This window comes from Candidatus Omnitrophota bacterium (assembly GCA_028716165.1).
Classification (GTDB): domain Bacteria; phylum Omnitrophota; class Gorgyraeia; order JABMRG01; family JABMRG01; genus JAQUQI01.
Map to the genome: position 1 here is coordinate 87,340 of JAQUQI010000002.1, position 15,677 is coordinate 103,016.

General features: G+C 42.9%; 21 protein-coding genes. 2 read left to right on the forward strand and 19 right to left on the reverse strand.

What is annotated here, in order from left to right; genetic code table 11:
• Positions 1 to 26: 26 nt before the first annotated feature.
• Positions 27 to 1,106: a tRNA-dihydrouridine synthase gene (locus PHV77_01825; GenBank protein MDD5504034.1), complete on the reverse strand. Its 1,080-nt coding sequence runs from the start codon at positions 1,104 to 1,106 to the stop codon at positions 27 to 29.
• A 97-nt stretch (positions 1,107 to 1,203) separates the two neighbouring features.
• On the opposite strand from PHV77_01825, the gene lexA reads away from it, so the two are divergent.
• Together lexA and PHV77_01835 are read left to right on the forward strand one after the other, a co-directional pair.
• Positions 1,204 to 1,785, forward strand: a complete 582-nt coding sequence (lexA, locus tag PHV77_01830) for a transcriptional repressor LexA (protein ID MDD5504035.1) — start codon at positions 1,204 to 1,206, stop codon at positions 1,783 to 1,785.
• A 4-nt stretch (positions 1,786 to 1,789) separates the two neighbouring features.
• The gene (locus tag PHV77_01835; GenBank protein ID MDD5504036.1) at positions 1,790 to 3,103 is read left to right on the forward strand and encodes a DNA polymerase IV; all 1,314 of its coding nucleotides are present in this window, start codon (positions 1,790 to 1,792) and stop codon (positions 3,101 to 3,103) included.
• A 405-nt stretch (positions 3,104 to 3,508) separates the two neighbouring features.
• On the opposite strand, the gene PHV77_01840 is transcribed toward PHV77_01835, so the two are convergent.
• The 18 genes from PHV77_01840 to PHV77_01925 all read right to left on the reverse strand — a co-directional run bounded on the left by PHV77_01840 (position 3,509) and on the right by PHV77_01925 (position 15,628).
• Complete coding sequence (locus PHV77_01840) at positions 3,509 to 3,814, reverse strand: DUF134 domain-containing protein (protein ID MDD5504037.1); 306 nt, start codon at positions 3,812 to 3,814, stop codon at positions 3,509 to 3,511.
• Between the two features lie 85 nt (positions 3,815 to 3,899).
• A complete protein-coding gene (locus tag PHV77_01845; protein ID MDD5504038.1) occupies positions 3,900 to 4,307 on the reverse strand; it encodes a protease inhibitor I42 family protein in 408 nt (135 codons plus the stop codon).
• Positions 4,308 to 4,322: 15 nt separating this feature from the next.
• Positions 4,323 to 4,961 (reverse strand): YkgJ family cysteine cluster protein, encoded by a 639-nt coding sequence (locus PHV77_01850; GenBank protein MDD5504039.1) that lies wholly within the window; start codon positions 4,959 to 4,961, stop codon positions 4,323 to 4,325.
• Positions 4,962 to 5,001: 40 nt separating this feature from the next.
• Entirely contained in the window at positions 5,002 to 5,577 is a 576-nt protein-coding gene (locus PHV77_01855; protein MDD5504040.1) for a MarC family protein, read from the reverse strand.
• Between the two features lie 20 nt (positions 5,578 to 5,597).
• Complete coding sequence (locus tag PHV77_01860; protein ID MDD5504041.1) at positions 5,598 to 6,380, reverse strand: 3'-5' exonuclease; 783 nt, start codon at positions 6,378 to 6,380, stop codon at positions 5,598 to 5,600.
• A complete protein-coding gene (locus PHV77_01865) occupies positions 6,371 to 7,051 on the reverse strand; it encodes an HAD-IB family phosphatase (GenBank protein ID MDD5504042.1) in 681 nt (226 codons plus the stop codon). Before PHV77_01865 ends, PHV77_01860 begins: the two co-directional genes overlap by 10 nt.
• A complete protein-coding gene (rlmN, locus tag PHV77_01870) occupies positions 7,039 to 8,085 on the reverse strand; it encodes a 23S rRNA (adenine(2503)-C(2))-methyltransferase RlmN (GenBank protein ID MDD5504043.1) in 1,047 nt (348 codons plus the stop codon). Before rlmN ends, PHV77_01865 begins: the two co-directional genes overlap by 13 nt.
• A complete protein-coding gene (uvsE, locus tag PHV77_01875; GenBank protein ID MDD5504044.1) occupies positions 8,072 to 8,971 on the reverse strand; it encodes a UV DNA damage repair endonuclease UvsE in 900 nt (299 codons plus the stop codon). The genes rlmN and uvsE overlap by 14 nt, the downstream gene beginning before the upstream one ends.
• A gap of 41 nt (positions 8,972 to 9,012) precedes the next feature.
• Positions 9,013 to 9,981, reverse strand: a complete 969-nt coding sequence (locus PHV77_01880) for a 7-cyano-7-deazaguanine synthase (protein MDD5504045.1) — start codon at positions 9,979 to 9,981, stop codon at positions 9,013 to 9,015.
• Positions 9,982 to 9,996: 15 nt separating this feature from the next.
• Positions 9,997 to 10,278, reverse strand: coding sequence for a peptidylprolyl isomerase (locus tag PHV77_01885; GenBank protein MDD5504046.1), 282 nt, complete (start codon positions 10,276 to 10,278; stop codon positions 9,997 to 9,999).
• A gap of 25 nt (positions 10,279 to 10,303) precedes the next feature.
• Entirely contained in the window at positions 10,304 to 10,957 is a 654-nt protein-coding gene (locus PHV77_01890) for a hypothetical protein (GenBank protein ID MDD5504047.1), read from the reverse strand.
• Positions 10,958 to 11,111: 154 nt separating this feature from the next.
• Positions 11,112 to 11,285: a hypothetical protein gene (locus PHV77_01895; protein MDD5504048.1), complete on the reverse strand. Its 174-nt coding sequence runs from the start codon at positions 11,283 to 11,285 to the stop codon at positions 11,112 to 11,114.
• 47 nt (positions 11,286 to 11,332) lie between these two features.
• Entirely contained in the window at positions 11,333 to 11,707 is a 375-nt protein-coding gene (locus PHV77_01900) for a hypothetical protein (protein ID MDD5504049.1), read from the reverse strand.
• Between the two features lie 7 nt (positions 11,708 to 11,714).
• Positions 11,715 to 12,188 carry a transcription elongation factor GreA gene (greA, locus tag PHV77_01905; GenBank protein MDD5504050.1) on the reverse strand — a complete coding sequence of 158 codons (474 nt, stop codon included), beginning with the start codon at positions 12,186 to 12,188 and terminating at the stop codon, positions 11,715 to 11,717.
• A gap of 5 nt (positions 12,189 to 12,193) precedes the next feature.
• On the reverse strand, positions 12,194 to 12,925 hold the full coding sequence (locus tag PHV77_01910) for a Bax inhibitor-1/YccA family protein (GenBank protein ID MDD5504051.1): 732 nt from the start codon (positions 12,923 to 12,925) through the stop codon (positions 12,194 to 12,196).
• Between the two features lie 135 nt (positions 12,926 to 13,060).
• The gene (locus PHV77_01915) at positions 13,061 to 13,882 is read right to left on the reverse strand and encodes a hypothetical protein (protein MDD5504052.1); all 822 of its coding nucleotides are present in this window, start codon (positions 13,880 to 13,882) and stop codon (positions 13,061 to 13,063) included.
• A gap of 109 nt (positions 13,883 to 13,991) precedes the next feature.
• A complete protein-coding gene (locus tag PHV77_01920; GenBank protein ID MDD5504053.1) occupies positions 13,992 to 14,894 on the reverse strand; it encodes a class A beta-lactamase-related serine hydrolase in 903 nt (300 codons plus the stop codon).
• Complete coding sequence (locus PHV77_01925; protein ID MDD5504054.1) at positions 14,891 to 15,628, reverse strand: RNA methyltransferase; 738 nt, start codon at positions 15,626 to 15,628, stop codon at positions 14,891 to 14,893. The genes PHV77_01920 and PHV77_01925 overlap by 4 nt, the downstream gene beginning before the upstream one ends.
• Positions 15,629 to 15,677 lie beyond the last annotated feature (49 nt).

Here is a 15,677-nt window from a genome sequence, read left to right on the forward strand (position 1 = left end):
CCCCAGGATTGAGATTGCAAGGCATGTCACCTTTTTAACCACTTTATATCATAATCATTCTTAAGCCTGTCAAGAATTTCTATAATTTCATTAAAACTGTTTGCGGATGATATAGCCTCGCGGGCTCTTTTGGAGTAAGGCAGGCCCTTGGAATACCACATAGCCACTTTGCGCAGGTGGCCGATATAGTATTTTTCAGGGGCAGGGCCGGAGGAAACGGACCCTTTGTTTTTACTTTGGCACTTATTAGCGGGAATGGGGTGTTGATGCCGCTTGTCTCTATCTTTCCAGCCCTTAAAGATTTGGAGGTGTTTTTTTGCCGTATCCACTATCATTTCATAAGAGACAGGTTCCGGAGGCGAGGAAGGGTTTTTAAGAAACATTTCCGTTTGATCAAAGATCCATGGAGCGCCGAAGGCGCCTCTTGCTATCAATACGCCGTCACAGCCGGTTTTATCTAACATATTCTTTGCCAACTCGGCAGAAAATACGTCACCGCTTCCAAGGAGAGGCACTTTTAAGGCTTCTTTGGCCTGTTTTATTGCCTCATAATTGACCCTTCCGGAATAACCCTGCCGCATGCTTCTGCCATGGAAAAATACCGCGCTTACGCCATTATCTTCACATATCCTTGATAACAGGATACCTTCTTTGCCGTCGTTTGTATTATAGCCTGCCCTTACCTTGACTGTGACAGGAAGATGAAGAGAAGAGGACAGTTTCTTGACTATTTTGCCCGCCTGTTTGGGATTTTCAAGAAGAGCGGATCCGCACTTTTTTTTAAGGACTTTTTTGGCAGGGCAGGCGAAGTTTAAATCAATTATTTTAGGTTTTGAATGGGCTAAAATTATGTTTGCAGCTTCAAGGCATCGGTCTGGGTCTGAGCCTAGAATCTGGGCGCCAATTGGAGAATCTTTTTTATCGGATTCAAGCATTTCAAGTGTTTTTTTGTGGCCATAGGTTAAACCATGAGCATCAAGCATTTCATAAAAGGCAAACTTGCAGTCATGAGCCCGGCATATTGTTCTAAAGGGCAGGTCTGTACAGCCTGATAACGGGGCTAAGATGAGTTTTGATTTTAGGGTGTAGGAGCCAATTTTTAACATGGGATGATTATAGCAAAAGCCTGGTAAATGTCAAAGGGTTAAGTTGGATGATATTTTTATTGACAGGTGAACAATCGTTTACTATAATGTATCTGCTATGGAAAAAGAAAAACTGCTGTTACATTTAGAGAAGATAAAGACATTTTATTTTAAGAAAAAACGCATGCCATCGTATTCTGAGATGCTTGGTGTTTTTAATCTGAGTTCAAAGAATGCTGTTTTCAAAAGAGTCCAAACGCTTATAAATGCAGGATTCCTGGAAAAAGATAACAGGGGTAAACTGATTCCAAAAAGGCCAATGATAGCAGTGCCTTTACTCGGCTCTATACAGGCAGGGTTTCCAAGCCCTGCTGAAGAAGAATTACAAGACGTTGTAAGCCTTGATGAATATCTTATATCAAATCCCAATGCAACTTTTTTAGTAAAAGTACAGGGTGATTCCATGTTAGATGCAGGCATCCACCAGGATGACCTTGTGCTTATCCAGAAAAACCTTCAGCCAAAAGACGGCGATATTGTTATCGCGCAGGTTGACGGCGAATGGACATTAAAGTATTTTAAGCAGAAAGACAAAAAGGTCTATTTGCAGGCGGCAAATCAAAAATACCCTACCATAATACCCAGGCAAGAACTTTCTATAGCCGGGGTAGTTATCGCAAATATAAGAAAATATAAATAAAAACGTGGCTGAATTCATAACCCTTGAAAGTTATCCAAAAGCCATATTGCACGTAGATTGTGATGCCTTTTTTGCATCATGCGAACAGGCCAGAAACCCATCCCTAAAGGGAAAATCCGTGATAACAGGAAAGGAGAGGGGTATAGTCTCCTGCGCTAGCTATGAGGCAAAAGCCAGGGGTGTTTCAAGGGGTATTCGCTTGCATGAGGTCAAAAACATCATACCTGATGCTGTTATAATACCCAGCGATTATGAACTTTACAGCATTTATTCTGAAAGGATGTTTGCTATTTTAAGAGAGTTTAGCCCTGATGTTGAGGAATATTCTATTGATGAGGCTTTTTGTGACATTACTGGTATGAGGCGTTTGTATCATACCAGTTATGAAAATATAGCCCTTTTGATCCAAAAAAAGGTGCAAAAAGATCTTGATATTACTGTTTCTATAGGCCTTAGTACTTCAAAGACCCTGGCAAAGATATGCTCTGGCTATAATAAACCTTGCGGTTTTGTGGCATTGCCCGGCCATGAAATTGCTAATTTCCTAAAAGAAATACCGCTTTTAGAGGTCTGTGGTTTTGGCCATAATACGGTTGAACTTTTAAGCCGTTATGGGCTTAAGAATGTCTTTGATTTTATAGACAAACCCCTAAATTTTGCAGAGAGCGTTTTAGGTAAGATTGGCAGGGAATTATGGTGTGAATTAAGGGGCCATTATGTCTATCAAATTAGCACCCAAAAAAAGGAAAAATACCTGTCTATTAGCAAGACAAAGACCTTTTCACCGGCATCTAAAAATAAGGGGTTTATCAGGGCCCAGATCACCAGAAATCTTGAGTCCGCCTGTATCAAGTTAAGGCGCCATGGGCTTATTGCAAGGCGTCTTCTGGTATTCCTTAAAACAGAGGATTTTGAGGGATTTGGTTTGCATGTAACTCTTACCCGGCATACATCATCAACCATGGAATTTGCTATTGCTTTAGCGGGTATTTTTGACCAGTTATGCCAGGATTTTAGCTATAGGGCATCTGGAGTAGTCTTATTAGATATCCTGCCTGAAGGCCAGTGTCAAAGGGACCTTTTTGATGACCCTATAAGGGTAGAGAAGGTAGAAAAGGCCTCAAAAATAATTGATGAAATTGCCCTAAAATATGGCAAGCATAAGCTGCATCTGGCATCATCAGATCCTCTAAGCAAAGGCCCTAAAAAACACCCCAGAAACAGCCCGTCCTGGCGTCAAAAAAACCTGGTAAAAGGAGAAACCCAAAGGCTGCGGCTTAATATTCCGCTTTTAAATCTGGGCCAAATTAACCCCTAAAAAACCTCCAAGACACCCCCAAAATCGTAAAAAAAAAATATCCACAAAAACTCTGATGTTTTATATGTATTTGAGCATAAAAAAAGAAAAATGAATTTTACTCATTTTTATGCCCAATGATAAAAGATTAGGTAGTATCTGATAGTATTTGAGCTGTTTTAAAGGACTTTAGGAGGATTCCTTATGTATTATCCACAGCCAATATGTATAAGCTTATAACTTATGGCATATAATGACTTGCGATAGGGTTTGCCATATTGCATAGTTAACATAAGATATATTATAGGACATTGAGATTAGGTTTAGAATAGCGCCTTTATGGCTTAAACATGCCTATTGAACTGTTTATGATTGGTTATTATCAGATATTTATTGATTGATATTATATTGCAATGCCGGGCCTGGCTATCCAATTTTTACCTTACCGCCTTCAATTCTTATGATCTTGCCATTGACTATCGCGTCAGCGATTTTATTTCTGGCGTTTCTTAATATTCTTTCAAAGGTTTGACGCGATATGCCCATGATCTTTCCGCATGCGGCATGCGGCATTGCCTTGTAATCAGCCAGTCTTATTGATTCATATTGGTCTATGGCAAGTTCTATCTCATTTGGCCTGCCGGCCTTACCACGCGGGCTGAATTGACTTATCGTTGGGCATGCCTTTATGTATCTTGTTTTTGACGGCCTTCCCGCCTTTTTTGCCGGCATTTAAACCCCTATTTATTTTGAGCATATGCCCATTATTAATATATCTTTACCAGCCTCTATACGATTGTCTTTTCCGGGCCACTTCTTAACGGATAATGATCGTTATATCCTTTGCTTCCTGGCAGGATTTGTCCCTTTCCCAGGGCCTGGCGTATTCAAGGGATATACTTGTCTTGCCGGGTTTTATTGCTTTAAATACCCATTCCTGCCTGCCGCCTGCTCCCATAAGCCGGCCTGTGCCGGTTCCTATATAGCGCGAGTCAACAAGTTCTAAAAAATGCGCGTCTATTTCTTTGGCAAACTGCCAGCTGAAACCTGTAGTGGGATTGGAATTAAGCGTTACAGTAAATTTTTCACCGCGTCTGACTGTTATAATATCGGATATATCGTGATTCTTGATACCCATTGCCGCGGCCTGCCCGGTAATGGAAAAAAGCCATAATGCTGTAAGCGCGGTTATATGAATTTTGTTTATGTTTATTTTCATTTTCATGCCCAATTTAAATCTTTAAGCCGCTTGCGGATTAGGCGTCTCCGGAGGGGTTTCGATAAGTGATAGCGCGAGCCCGATTTTTTCAAGAGCGATTTTTGCCGCAATATTGATATTAAACATCTTGCCGCCCAAGCCGGTGCCTTGGGCCAGCACCCTTATGGAAAAATCAGTCATACTGGACGGGTGATAGCCTGACTCTATTAGTTTCAGGCATTGTTTGTATGTTTCAGGATATGTATTTTTTATGACCTTGCATGAGCCGTATATATACTTGTTATTTTTATCTTTTGTGGTAAAAAACCCAAAGAGCCTGCATACCAATGGCCTTAATTGATATATGCCGCAGCTTCCATTTTGGCTTATTTTGGGGTCTTTTTTAAAGAAAACACAAACATTGTCTTGCCTTGCTGATAATAACGATAGGGTTTCATCGGCTTTGCCGTTTGCCCAAAGCCAGGCTGATATAGGAAGCATCTCCAATACCGTGGTCTCTATTTTCATACTGTTACAGCAAAATCCGCATCCCCGGGGGCAGTGTATGCCGGTTATTTTTACGAACTCATTTATCTTAGCGTCAACGGCGGCAAAAAGCCCCAAGACTTCATTGATGCCGTATTTATAACTGTCAGGTAGTTTTTGAATAATGTTATTCATGTTTTTTAAAAGAAATCCTGACTTTTATCAAAGCAGACGGTCAGGCTAAAAGCGCCATGAGGCCTTTTCTTATCATCATGACCGCTATGGCCGCCAGTAAAAGATTCATGATTTTGGACAAAGCCCTGGATCCTGCCACGCCGAGTGTTTTTATAAGTGCGCCTGAAAAAAAGAAAATCGTCCCGGCGAGCGCTATGTTTATGATAACCGATAATAAGGTTGCGCTAATGCCGTAATTCTCAAGCATTACCAGCGATGTTGTAAGAACGGCCGGGCCCGCTATAAGCGGCGTGCCTAAAGGCACCGCTCCAAGCTGACTGCCCGGTATGCGCCTATTTTTTTCAGGATTGAGTATGTCAAGTATGGCAATTGAAAAAAGGACTGTGCCGCCTGCTATCATAAAATCTGAAACGGTGATATTTAGCAGTCTGAACGTGGCTTTGCCTAAAAATATGAAACCAATCGCCAGGCAGCATGCCGTTATCATTGACTGAATAATTATTTTTCGTTTCTGAACGCGGCTTAGCCCGTCAGTAAGCGAGGCAAATATCGGCAATACCCCAATAGCGTCAACGGCTACGAATAATGGTATAAAAACAGGTAAAAAGCCCTTCATTCCCGCCCCTTTCTTTAAGGTTAAATATTATCAGGCGCTTTGGGAAATTTCCCGTTTAGAGCGTTTAATGCCAGTAATTTTACTTCATCGCCAAAATCCGCGCCGGCAAGCCATTCCAGATAACCGCGGTCATTCTGCGCTATGGCCTTTATATGTTTTTTGCGCCTGTATTTTCCAAAGGACGGGTAAAGGTCCCCGTTCCACCAGCAGAACTTTTTCTCCGGGTCATAATAGTAACTGGATGTTTCGTAATCAATATCCTTTAGCGATTCAATACCCGCGCTTTCAGAGCCGTATTTCATTATTTGCGCGCTTAGTATTTCTACAGTAGCTTCGGCATCCCCTAAAGCTGTATGGGCATTGGTAAGCTCTTTGCCGCAGTAGAGCTGATAAGCGGCCATAAGGTCTCTTTTTTCATGTATATGATAAATCTTTTGAGCGTCATATATGCCGCGGTCTTTCCAATGAAAGCTCATGCCCGCTTCAATTATCTCGCGTTCAAGGACCGGCAGGTCAAACCTGTATATATTAAAACCCCCGAGGTCGCAATCGCCTATAAATTCCAAAACCTCCGAACATATATCTTTAAAAACCGGGGCATCTTTAACATCGTTGTTTGTTATGCCGATTATCTTTGTGACATTGACGGGTATCGGTATGCCGGGATTTACGCGTTTTACATATCCCTGCCTGTTTCCGTCAGGCATAAGCTTAACCATGCCGATCTCAACGATCTTGTCTTTTTCCACCCACGTGCCTGTTGTTTCAAGGTCAAAGACTACAAGAGGTTTTTTTATAAACATGGCCTCTCCTTAAAATTGTTTGTTTTTTTACTTGTTATCTCCAGGATCTTATTATAGATATCTTTGAAATCCCCTGTCTTGCAATCGTAATGAGCCATATCTGAAAGCGCCATGTCGCGAGAGTTGAACGCTATAAAATAGCCGGAGTTTTTTGCCAGCGGGATATCGCCCGCGCTGTCTCCCACGCTTATGACCTCATTTTTTTTAAGCCCGAAACGCTTTCTGACTTGCTTTAAGGCCGCGGCTTTGGCTCCATGGCGTATATTTATTCTGACGCCGCCTGTCATTATGCCTTTACGCGAGGCCAGGATATTCGTGAGGGTAAAATCAAAATCTATATCTTTTGATATGGCGTTGGCGCTATATTGCAGGCCGGTTGAAAGCGCGGCTAATTTAAACCCCATTTTTTTTAGTTTAATTAGGCACGCCTTCGCGTTCTTTGCATACCTGACCGGCCAAAATATGGCCGATATTTTTGATTCTGGCATACCCTTCCAGCAGGCGGCATCAAGGCGGCAGAATTCATCATAACTTATCCTGCCTTTTAAAAAGTTTTCCTGCCATCGGCAGGCAAGGTTGTCCCACATACCAAGCTTTTCGTGTATCATCTGCCAGGAGCTGACATGCCTTGTTATGGTACCGTCAATGTCAAAGACTATCAACCTGAACACGCGATGTCCGCCGCTTGTTTTGCCGCTAATTGGCCGCATGCCGCTTGTATGTCCCTGCCTCTGGACTGCCTTATGGTGATATATTCGTGCCTCCTTTTTACCTGGCTTATAAACATATCAAGCTGGCGCGGCGTTGGAGGCGTAAATCTTGCCCCTAAAACCTCGCTATAAGGTATAAGGTTGATTTTTGATTTAAGCTCTCCTGCTATCTGCGCGAGTCCTTCAGCATCAGAAATTGAGTCGTTTACACCCGGTATCAGTATATATTCAAGGGTAATTATCCTCCCTGATTTGCGCGCGTATTCGGACATGGCTTCTATGAGCTTACCAAGCGGGAAAATCCTGTTGACAGGCATAATCCTTGAACGCTTTTCATCCGTCACCGCGTGCAGGGACAATGACAGGTTGACCTGCAAGTTAAACGCGCTAAGTTTTTTTATGCCGGGCACGATACCGCAGGTTGATATTGTAATTCTTCTGGCGCCAATGTTAAAAGCATTTTTATCGTTCATTATCCTTATCGCCTGAATAAGATTGTCATAATTATCAAGGGGTTCGCCCATACCCATAAAGACATAGTTGGTCGCCTGTATATGCAGGATGTCCCGGACATGCAGTATCTGGCCTAATATTTCTGACACAGACAGGTTTCGTTTAAAACCTTTCATGCCGCTGGCGCAAAAGGCGCACTTGAACTTACAGCCCGACTGTGTTGAAAGGCAGATGGTATTCCTTGACCTGGACTGTATAACGACAGCCTCAATACAGGAGCCGTCTTCAAGCAGAAAGATTATTTTTATGCTTGAGTCCCTGCTTACTAATTTTTGCAGCTGGCGAAGAGGCGATATGTAAAAGTAATTTTCAAGATACTGTATTAGCGGTTTTGGGATATCTGTCATCTTGTCAAACGAGACAGCTCCTTTTTGGAAAAGCCATAAGAATACCTGCCTCGCCCTATAGGCGGGGTATCCTTTTTTTATCACGGCCTTTTCCAAATCCTGGAGGGTTGTATTTCTTATGTCAATTTTTTTCATAAAATCTTTTGTCCTGTTTTGCTATTCCGACCGCTTTTAAAGCGCTTTTTTCCTTGTCTTTGATTTCAAGCATTATGTCAAAATCATAGGGTTTTGTGTTTAGCAAAAATCTGCTAAAATGGGCCTGCGATATACTTAAAGCATGGGCCCCTTTTCTCGCCCCCTTCTTCTGAATGCTGTAGTCAAGGACTGGCAGTCCGTCGTGCTTTTGCCATGTCTTAACAAAATCCCGCATCAGCTCTTCCGCCGGCCCCTTGCCGCCGTTCAATGAGTGATGGAGTATATCCAAAACGACAGGAATGCCCGTTTCCCGGTGTATCGTAATGCAGTCTTTAAAACTGAAAAGCCTGTCATCATTTTCTATGACCAGATGCTTTTTTATTGTTTGCGGCAATTTTTTATATCTGGCTATAAATCGCTTTATGCTGGCGGTTTTATCATTATACATACCGCCGACGTGAATTTGTATTTTTGCCTGCCGCCCAAGCCCAAGACTGCGCATAAGATCGGAATGGTAAACTAATTCGGCGGCACTTTTTTCGTATATTCCGGGGTCAAGGCAGTTAATTATCGTGAACTGGTCCGGATGCATGCAGACGCGCATATTGTTTAATTTTATATAACTGCTTATTTCGTCAAATTCGGCCTTAAAATCCAATTGCCAATCAATCCGGCACACCTTATGCGAAGCAAACGGCACGAGCCCCGAACCTATCCTGAAAAACATTATACCATGTTGTGCGTTAAACTTCAGTATGTTTAACAGGCATTTCAGGTTTTTCTCTATGACTGCCCGGTGTAGTTGCCTTGAGTATGATTTTAACCGGAATGTCCCGTTACTGGTGCAACCGCAGGTATTATTAACGCAGGGGTAACCTATTTTCATCAGTATAGTATTAGATAATACAGTGGCCAGGGGTGTTTATATCAGACAGCCTCTATGGTTGAAGGAGGTTTTGTGGTTATATTATAGGTTACGCTTACAATGCCCCCGACTTCAGACGTTATTCTGTCGGCGATCTTACGCAGTATTTTAAACGGCAGGTTCGTGGGTTTGGCCTCTCTTGCGTCCTTGCTGTCCCAGCACCTTATTTCTATCTGTCTGCCAAAGTCCCTCTTTCCATATCTTATGCCCGTAACTCTGTCTTTGTGAAGTATAGCCATATACTGAAAAGCCTTTACTCCTTTGCATTCCTGTTCAAGGATGTCTGTTGCTTCACGAGCCAATTTAATCTTTTCGTCAGTTACTTCTCCGATTATCCTGGCGGCAAGCGCGGGCCCCGGAAACGGCGGGCGGTCATATATGTCTTCCGGCAAACCGAGAGATTTTGCAAGATACCTGACGCTGTCCTTGCGAAGGCAGGCAAGGGGCTCCAATATTTTATAGCCAAAATTTTTTTCCGGGTCAATGCCAAGCTGTTCAAATACATTGTGCTGTCTTTTGATGCCGGCGCGGGTTTCGTCAATATCGGTCAGTATTGTTCCCTGCAGGAGAAATCTGGCCTCACTGTTTCTTACGAGTTTTCCAAAGACGTCTTTATAAAAAGTTTGCGATATGGCCTCTCTCTTTAATTCAGGGTCATCTATGCCGCGAAGGGCGGATAAGAATGTATTTTTGGCGTCAATGACACTGACCTCAACGCCGAGTTTCTTGAAAATTCCCTTTACCTTTTTTGCCTCATCCCGGCGCATAAGGCCATTATCTATAAAATATGTTTTGAGTTTTTTGCCTATCGCTTTATGGCCGAGCATGGTAACGGCGGCGCTGTCTACTCCGCCCGAAAGAGCATTGATAGCCTTTCCCTTGCCTATGATAGCGGAAATATTAGCGCATTTTTCTTTTATAAATTTATCAATATTTGTTTTTTTAAGGCGTATCTCCTGCATAGGGTCCATTGGGCGCTCCTGTAGTTATTCGCTTCTACTGATTATTTCAATAAGATGGTATCCGAATTCTGTTTTTATTGGGCCATAAACCTTGCCGATTTCCTTGCTGAATACTATTTCGTCAAATTCTTCAACCATCTGTCCGGGTTCAAATTCGCCGAGATTTCCGCCGTCCTGCCCTGACGGACATTCCGAATGAAGCCCGGCCAATTTTTCAAAACTTTGGCCGGATTCTATCTGTTTTTTCAGGTCTTCGCACTTCTCTTTGCTTGAAACCAGGATATGCCTTGCCGTAGCCTTTGCCATTACAACCTCCGCGTGTAGTTTATTATTATAATAGTTCCGCTTCCATTCTGTCTATAGTTTTTTGAACATCATCTATTGTCTTTGATGAAAGTATATTTGACGTCCTGGCTTCGCTGACAAGGCTTTTAAGCGTTGTCAAAAATCTCTTTAGCAGGGTAAGCCGTTTTTTCTGCCACACCTCTTCAGGCTCCAACTCTTCACGTTGTCTGATAAGAGCTGTCAGGTCTTTTTTGACAGAACCGGCGTCTTTGCCCATTTCAAGCACTGATCTTTTTATCTTCGCGTAGTCATCCCGGTTTAGATTTTTTTTGTTACTGGCAAGGCGCAGGACATCAACCGACTCATAGCTGGGCAAGAGCGCCGTGTCCGCTTCATCGTTATAATCTTTTTTAAGATAAAGAGGGTCTTCTTTTTCCAAAAAAGAATATGACCTTAACAGCTTGATGGCCGTCTGTTTACGTATGCCTATCTCTTTCGCTGTATATACTTCAAACTTATCGTAACCCCATCCTTTGTATAATTTATCTTTCCACACGCTGTATAGGGCCTGTGCCAGGTTTATCCATGAGGTCTTGAAATTTTTAGCGGATTCCAGTATGCCATGCCTTATGCCGGACTCTTCAAACTGCGACATCTTTTCTTCTATTATTTTTATGGATTTGGTTTTTATATCGCTCATCTTATGTGCCTGTTTTTCCCGCGGGCTTGTCTAAGTGGAAATATTAGAAAGCGCAGAATAAAAATAAACGCGCGGACCGTGTTGAAAGCGAATCCGCGCGGTCGGGTTTAATGCGGTAGTGCCGGTTTATCCGAGATTACAAACGCTGTTGTCGTTAATAGTAGTTTTCGTCTTCCTTGTCATAGCCGTCATAGTTGTCGCCGCCGGAACTTTCGCCCTTGCCGGCGCTTGAACATTCATTATATTCAGGGCACCGGGGACAGCATTCATCTTTTATCTGATCATCTTCTAAACATTTTTCATAACGTATACATGACTCGCAGCACACAGAAATATCCTCCTTATATTTTTGGCGCCTCCAGCAATTATTTCAAATCAATCTTCCATAGACTCAAGTTCTTCAAACTCTTCAACACGGTCAACAAAGATATCCTTCGCCACGTTTTTCCCGCCCTCTAAAACAATGAATTCAATATCCACAAGATTGCCGGGGGTGATCTGCTGGACTGATTCTACCGAATCAAAGGACGTTTGTTCGTTAATATAGTAGGCGACTTCCTGATCTTCCCCTGTCGCGTAGTCAAATTCTCTTATAAGTATCTGTTCAGGAGAAACGCTCAATACCTCACCGTAAGCATAAAAAGACTGCGCCTCTTCAACAGCCGGAGCAGGTGTGTTTTCCGTCTGGGCATGGAGATATCCTACGCAGAAGCAAAACGTAACAGTAATACACGCTAACAAAATTCTCATAACAGGTTCACCTCCTTTCAATATTTATTATTTTGTATTTTAAAGTGCCAGCAGGCACATTAATCTCAACGGTTTCGTCTTTTTTTCTGCCAAGAAGGGCCTTGCCTACGGGTGAGGATACCGATATCATTCCTTTTGAAAAATCGGATTCAGCTTCGGAAACAAGGGTATAGGATTCATTTTCGCCGGTGTCAATATCCTTAACAGTCACAGTGGCCCCGATAAGGGCTTCGTTTGAGGATATGCGCGATTGGTCAATTATCCTGGCCCTGGCCAATTGATTTTCCAGCTCAAATATCCTTTTCTCATTCATGCCCTGGGCGTCTTTCGCCGCGTCGTATTCGGCGTTTTCGCTTATATCTCCGAGAGCGCGGGCTTTGCCTATCTCTTCAGACAGCTGGCGCCTTTTTTTTGTTTTCAAATATTCAAGCTCATTTTTTAGCTTGGTATAGCCTTGTTGTGTCAGGTAAATATTTTCCATAGCTTTTACCATCTGTTGCGCGTTTTTGAGAGCAGTCTCAAGATTTCAAGATAAAGCCATATTAACGTGACCATCAAGGCAAAGGCGCTATACCACTCCATATACCCCGGAGCATTATACGCGGCGCCTTTTTGGATAAAGTCAAAATCAATTACAAGATTAAGCGCTGCTATAACTACAACAACAGCGCTAAAAACTATTCCCATCGGGGTGGTGCTGTAAATAAACCCCATATTGAACCCAAAAAAACCCATAATCAGGCTCGCCGCGTAAAAAAGCGCTATTCCGCCCGTCGCCGCCATTACCCCGAGCTTAAATCCTTCAGTAGCCCTGATGGCACCGGTCTTATAAGCTATCAACATGCACAGCAGGGTTGATAGAGTCAGCCCTACGGCCTGTATTACTATACCCGGATAACTTGTTTCAAAAAACGCGGATATAGAACCCAATACAATACCCTGCGTTAAGGCGTATATAGGCGCCGTATAAGCGGAGTATTCTTTTTTAAATACCGTTATAATCGCTATTATTAATCCGGCAATGACTGAAGGCAGTAAGAAAGCGGCCGCGGCCGCGGGCCTGTTCCATACAAGGCTGGCTGACAAAATAACAATAAGGGCCATTAAAAAAGCCTTGTTTACTGTTCCTTGTATGGTCATCACTCCGGATGTTTTTGCAAACGCAGGCGAATGGCCGAAAACATCCCCTCTAAGCGCGGGATTGCCTGATCTCATCATGTTCCTGACCTCCTTTTTAACGCGATGCCTTTTACCGCGGCAAACCAGCGCCTTATTCTGATCTGAGCCCTATAGCGCTTTCTGCACAGGCTATATCGTAAAAGTTTCATAAATTTGCCTATAAATAATACCAGTTTAATTATTGGCGGGCGAGAAATTAGAGCATGGTTGTTTTTTGGCGCAAGGTTTTTTATTCGCGCGTTCAGCCTTTTTGGCTTCAACACAGCCCTCTTCTGGGGCATAAGGCGCCTCTTGTGGTTGATTCATCCTGAATTCCGCCCTGCTTTTTTTGTAGCTTGATCTTATCTGTTCTATGCGGGCCTCAATAGCCTGTTTTTCCTTCTGATACTCCATTCTCAACGCGTGTTCTTTGACTTGGGCGTCGGAGAGTATCTGGTTTTTTAATTTGCTTTTATTGGCCATATCGGTAATCTGTTCTATCTGGCTGTTTGCGTCTTCATATATCGCGGCAATACCGGCGTGCAATTTATCTTTCGCCGCCTGCACATCCGCCCTGCATACGTTTATCTCTTCATTATATGCTTCGTATCCGGGGTCACCGGCAAGGCGGTCTATTCTTTTATTCAGGGCCTTTATGGATCTAGAGCATTTTTTGTGTGATTCTTTAAATCCATTGTATTCCTGCCTGACAGGCGCGTATTTGACGTGGAAATCCTGTTTTAACTGTGATTGCCTTCTTTTGGACTCGCGGATAAACGTCTTTTCATCCATGTGAGATTTGCATAATATAAGATCCTGCCTTAATGATATATCCGCTTCATTGAATTCCTTTGTTAGCGCTTTGATCCTCTCCTTATATACCGTTATTTTTTCTTCAAGCTCGGCAAGTTCTTTTTTTGCCGCCTCCAGTTCGCTCGTATAATCGTTCTGTGATAAGGCATAGGAAGCCATGCCGAACAACAGCATACAAACGACAGCAAAGGTTTTTTTAAACATACACCCTCCTTGGTTTAATTTTATAAGATATTTTACCCTCGTATTCCGCGATTTACAAGAAAATTCCGTCATAAGCGTAATATAAATGGCAGTTACCTGCCCGGTTTTTTTATGGCATATAATATTTGTATACCATCTCTGCCAGGGCCGCTATGAATTTTCGTGATTTATAAGAATCTCTGTTTTTGTGTCCGGTAAGGACACATATGAGAAAATTGCCTTTTTCCGTAAATACTATACCGGCGTCATGGCAGACGCCGTTTTCAAGGCCTGTCTTGTGCGCTACTACCGTGCCTTTGGGCAGTTTTGCCGGTATCCTGTTGCGGGTTTTTTGCGTTTTTAATATGCGCAGGCATTCAAGAGAGGCATCCTTGTCAGAGAGGCGGTTTAGGTATATTTTGTCAAGCATTAAGGCGATATCGCCTGCCGTAGTATAATTTTCAATACCCTTATCCCTTAACGCCATATCCATCATCAATCTGGATATATTCGTATTTTTTAATCCGGCCTCTTTCATCCATGAGTTGAGAAAGTCAAAACCAAGAAGCTTTATCAGGATATTTGTCGCGGTATTATCACTTATAGAGACCATCATCTCTATAAGTTCCTTTACGCTGAATTCCTTTCCCGGACGCTGATTTTTTAAGATGCCGGAACCGCCTGTTATATCGCTTCTTTTAAGTTTTACCTTATCGCATAATGAAAAACCTTTTTCCTGCTGGCAGGACAATATGGCCGCCATAATGGGGATTTTTACAATACTGGCGGCGGCAATTTTTATCTCGGGGTTTCTCTTAATCTGCCAGCCCCGGTTATAGTCTTTTATAACAATGCATGCCTGTCCGCGGAAATTTTCACTTTTTTCAAATATGGATTTTTCAAGCTGTAACCACCGCCCCCTCTCTATTTTATACTCCCTGAAGAAATGAAGAGATACCGCTGATATGGATGCCAGGAGTATAATGATTAATGAGGTTTTTATTATGAGACCTCTTTTCAAAGACAGGGTCATTTTGAGCCTGCCGCCTGTTTAGAGATCTCGTGGCAGAATATGGCGCTTGCCATGGCCACATTAAGCGAAAGGGGTTCGCCCTTCATGTTTAGCGTGATGAGCAGGTCAATGTGTTTTAATATGGCCTGTTTTATTCCTTTGCCTTCGGAACCGAGCACAAGCGCGAACGGAACGGGAAACGTGAAATTCGTGATGTCGTGGCCGCCCTCTACAACCGCCGCCGCCATCCAATAACCGGCTGATTTAGCTTTCGTGATAGCATTGAACAGATTGCTTACGACAGCCACAGGCGTGAAATTTTCTCCTCCCGAGGCGACATGTATAACCGTGTCGTTTACCTGACAGCTTGAATGAGCTGGAATGACAACGGCAAAACCGCCAAGGCAGGCGGTAATCCTTAAAATAGAGCCAAGGTTATGGGGATCATTTATATCGTCTAAGAATAATATACACGGCCTGACGGGATTATCCGGGTTTACGATAGCCTCAAGGGGGGTGTATTCAAAACCCGGCACTTCGGCGACAATTCCCTGCAGTCTGTCCGCGTGTTTTATCCTTGAAAGCTCTTTTTCACGGACTACCCTGTAAGGTATCCCGTTTGCCTTCAAAAGCTGGATTATATGAGGGCCATTAAAATTGTCCTGCACATACACGCCTTTAATGGATTTGGGATTGACCCTCAAACGTTCATAAACTGAATTTTTACCGTATAGAAATGTTTTATTGCGGGCCATTTGCCTGCCTTGTCTATCGCGCGCCTGTGTTTTTTTGACGAATTATGGC

Bases quoted from the DNA above. Each gene is read 5' to 3' on its own strand.
- PHV77_01885 (MDD5504046.1), bottom strand. From the start codon at position 10,278: ATGGCAAAGGCTACGGCAAGGCATATCCTGGTTTCAAGCAAAGAGAAG.
- PHV77_01890 (MDD5504047.1), bottom strand. From the start codon at position 10,957: ATGAGCGATATAAAAACCAAATCCATAAAAATAATAGAAGAAAAGATG.
- PHV77_01840 (MDD5504037.1), bottom strand. From the start codon at position 3,814: ATGCCGGCAAAAAAGGCGGGAAGGCCGTCAAAAACAAGATACATAAAG.
- PHV77_01860 (MDD5504041.1), bottom strand. From the start codon at position 6,380: ATGTTTATAAAAAAACCTCTTGTAGTCTTTGACCTTGAAACAACAGGC.
- PHV77_01915 (MDD5504052.1), bottom strand. From the start codon at position 13,882: ATGTTTAAAAAAACCTTTGCTGTCGTTTGTATGCTGTTGTTCGGCATG.
- PHV77_01900 (MDD5504049.1), bottom strand. From the start codon at position 11,707: ATGAGAATTTTGTTAGCGTGTATTACTGTTACGTTTTGCTTCTGCGTA.
- lexA (MDD5504035.1), top strand. From the start codon at position 1,204: ATGGAAAAAGAAAAACTGCTGTTACATTTAGAGAAGATAAAGACATTT.
- PHV77_01845 (MDD5504038.1), bottom strand. From the start codon at position 4,307: ATGAAAATGAAAATAAACATAAACAAAATTCATATAACCGCGCTTACA.
- PHV77_01825 (MDD5504034.1), bottom strand. From the start codon at position 1,106: ATGTTAAAAATTGGCTCCTACACCCTAAAATCAAAACTCATCTTAGCC.
- greA (MDD5504050.1), bottom strand. From the start codon at position 12,188: ATGGAAAATATTTACCTGACACAACAAGGCTATACCAAGCTAAAAAAT.
- PHV77_01920 (MDD5504053.1), bottom strand. From the start codon at position 14,894: ATGACCCTGTCTTTGAAAAGAGGTCTCATAATAAAAACCTCATTAATC.
- rlmN (MDD5504043.1), bottom strand. From the start codon at position 8,085: ATGAAAAAAATTGACATAAGAAATACAACCCTCCAGGATTTGGAAAAG.
- PHV77_01880 (MDD5504045.1), bottom strand. From the start codon at position 9,981: ATGGACCCTATGCAGGAGATACGCCTTAAAAAAACAAATATTGATAAA.
- PHV77_01850 (MDD5504039.1), bottom strand. From the start codon at position 4,961: ATGAATAACATTATTCAAAAACTACCTGACAGTTATAAATACGGCATC.
- PHV77_01910 (MDD5504051.1), bottom strand. From the start codon at position 12,925: ATGATGAGATCAGGCAATCCCGCGCTTAGAGGGGATGTTTTCGGCCAT.
- PHV77_01855 (MDD5504040.1), bottom strand. From the start codon at position 5,577: ATGAAGGGCTTTTTACCTGTTTTTATACCATTATTCGTAGCCGTTGAC.
- PHV77_01925 (MDD5504054.1), bottom strand. From the start codon at position 15,628: ATGGCCCGCAATAAAACATTTCTATACGGTAAAAATTCAGTTTATGAA.
- uvsE (MDD5504044.1), bottom strand. From the start codon at position 8,971: ATGAAAATAGGTTACCCCTGCGTTAATAATACCTGCGGTTGCACCAGT.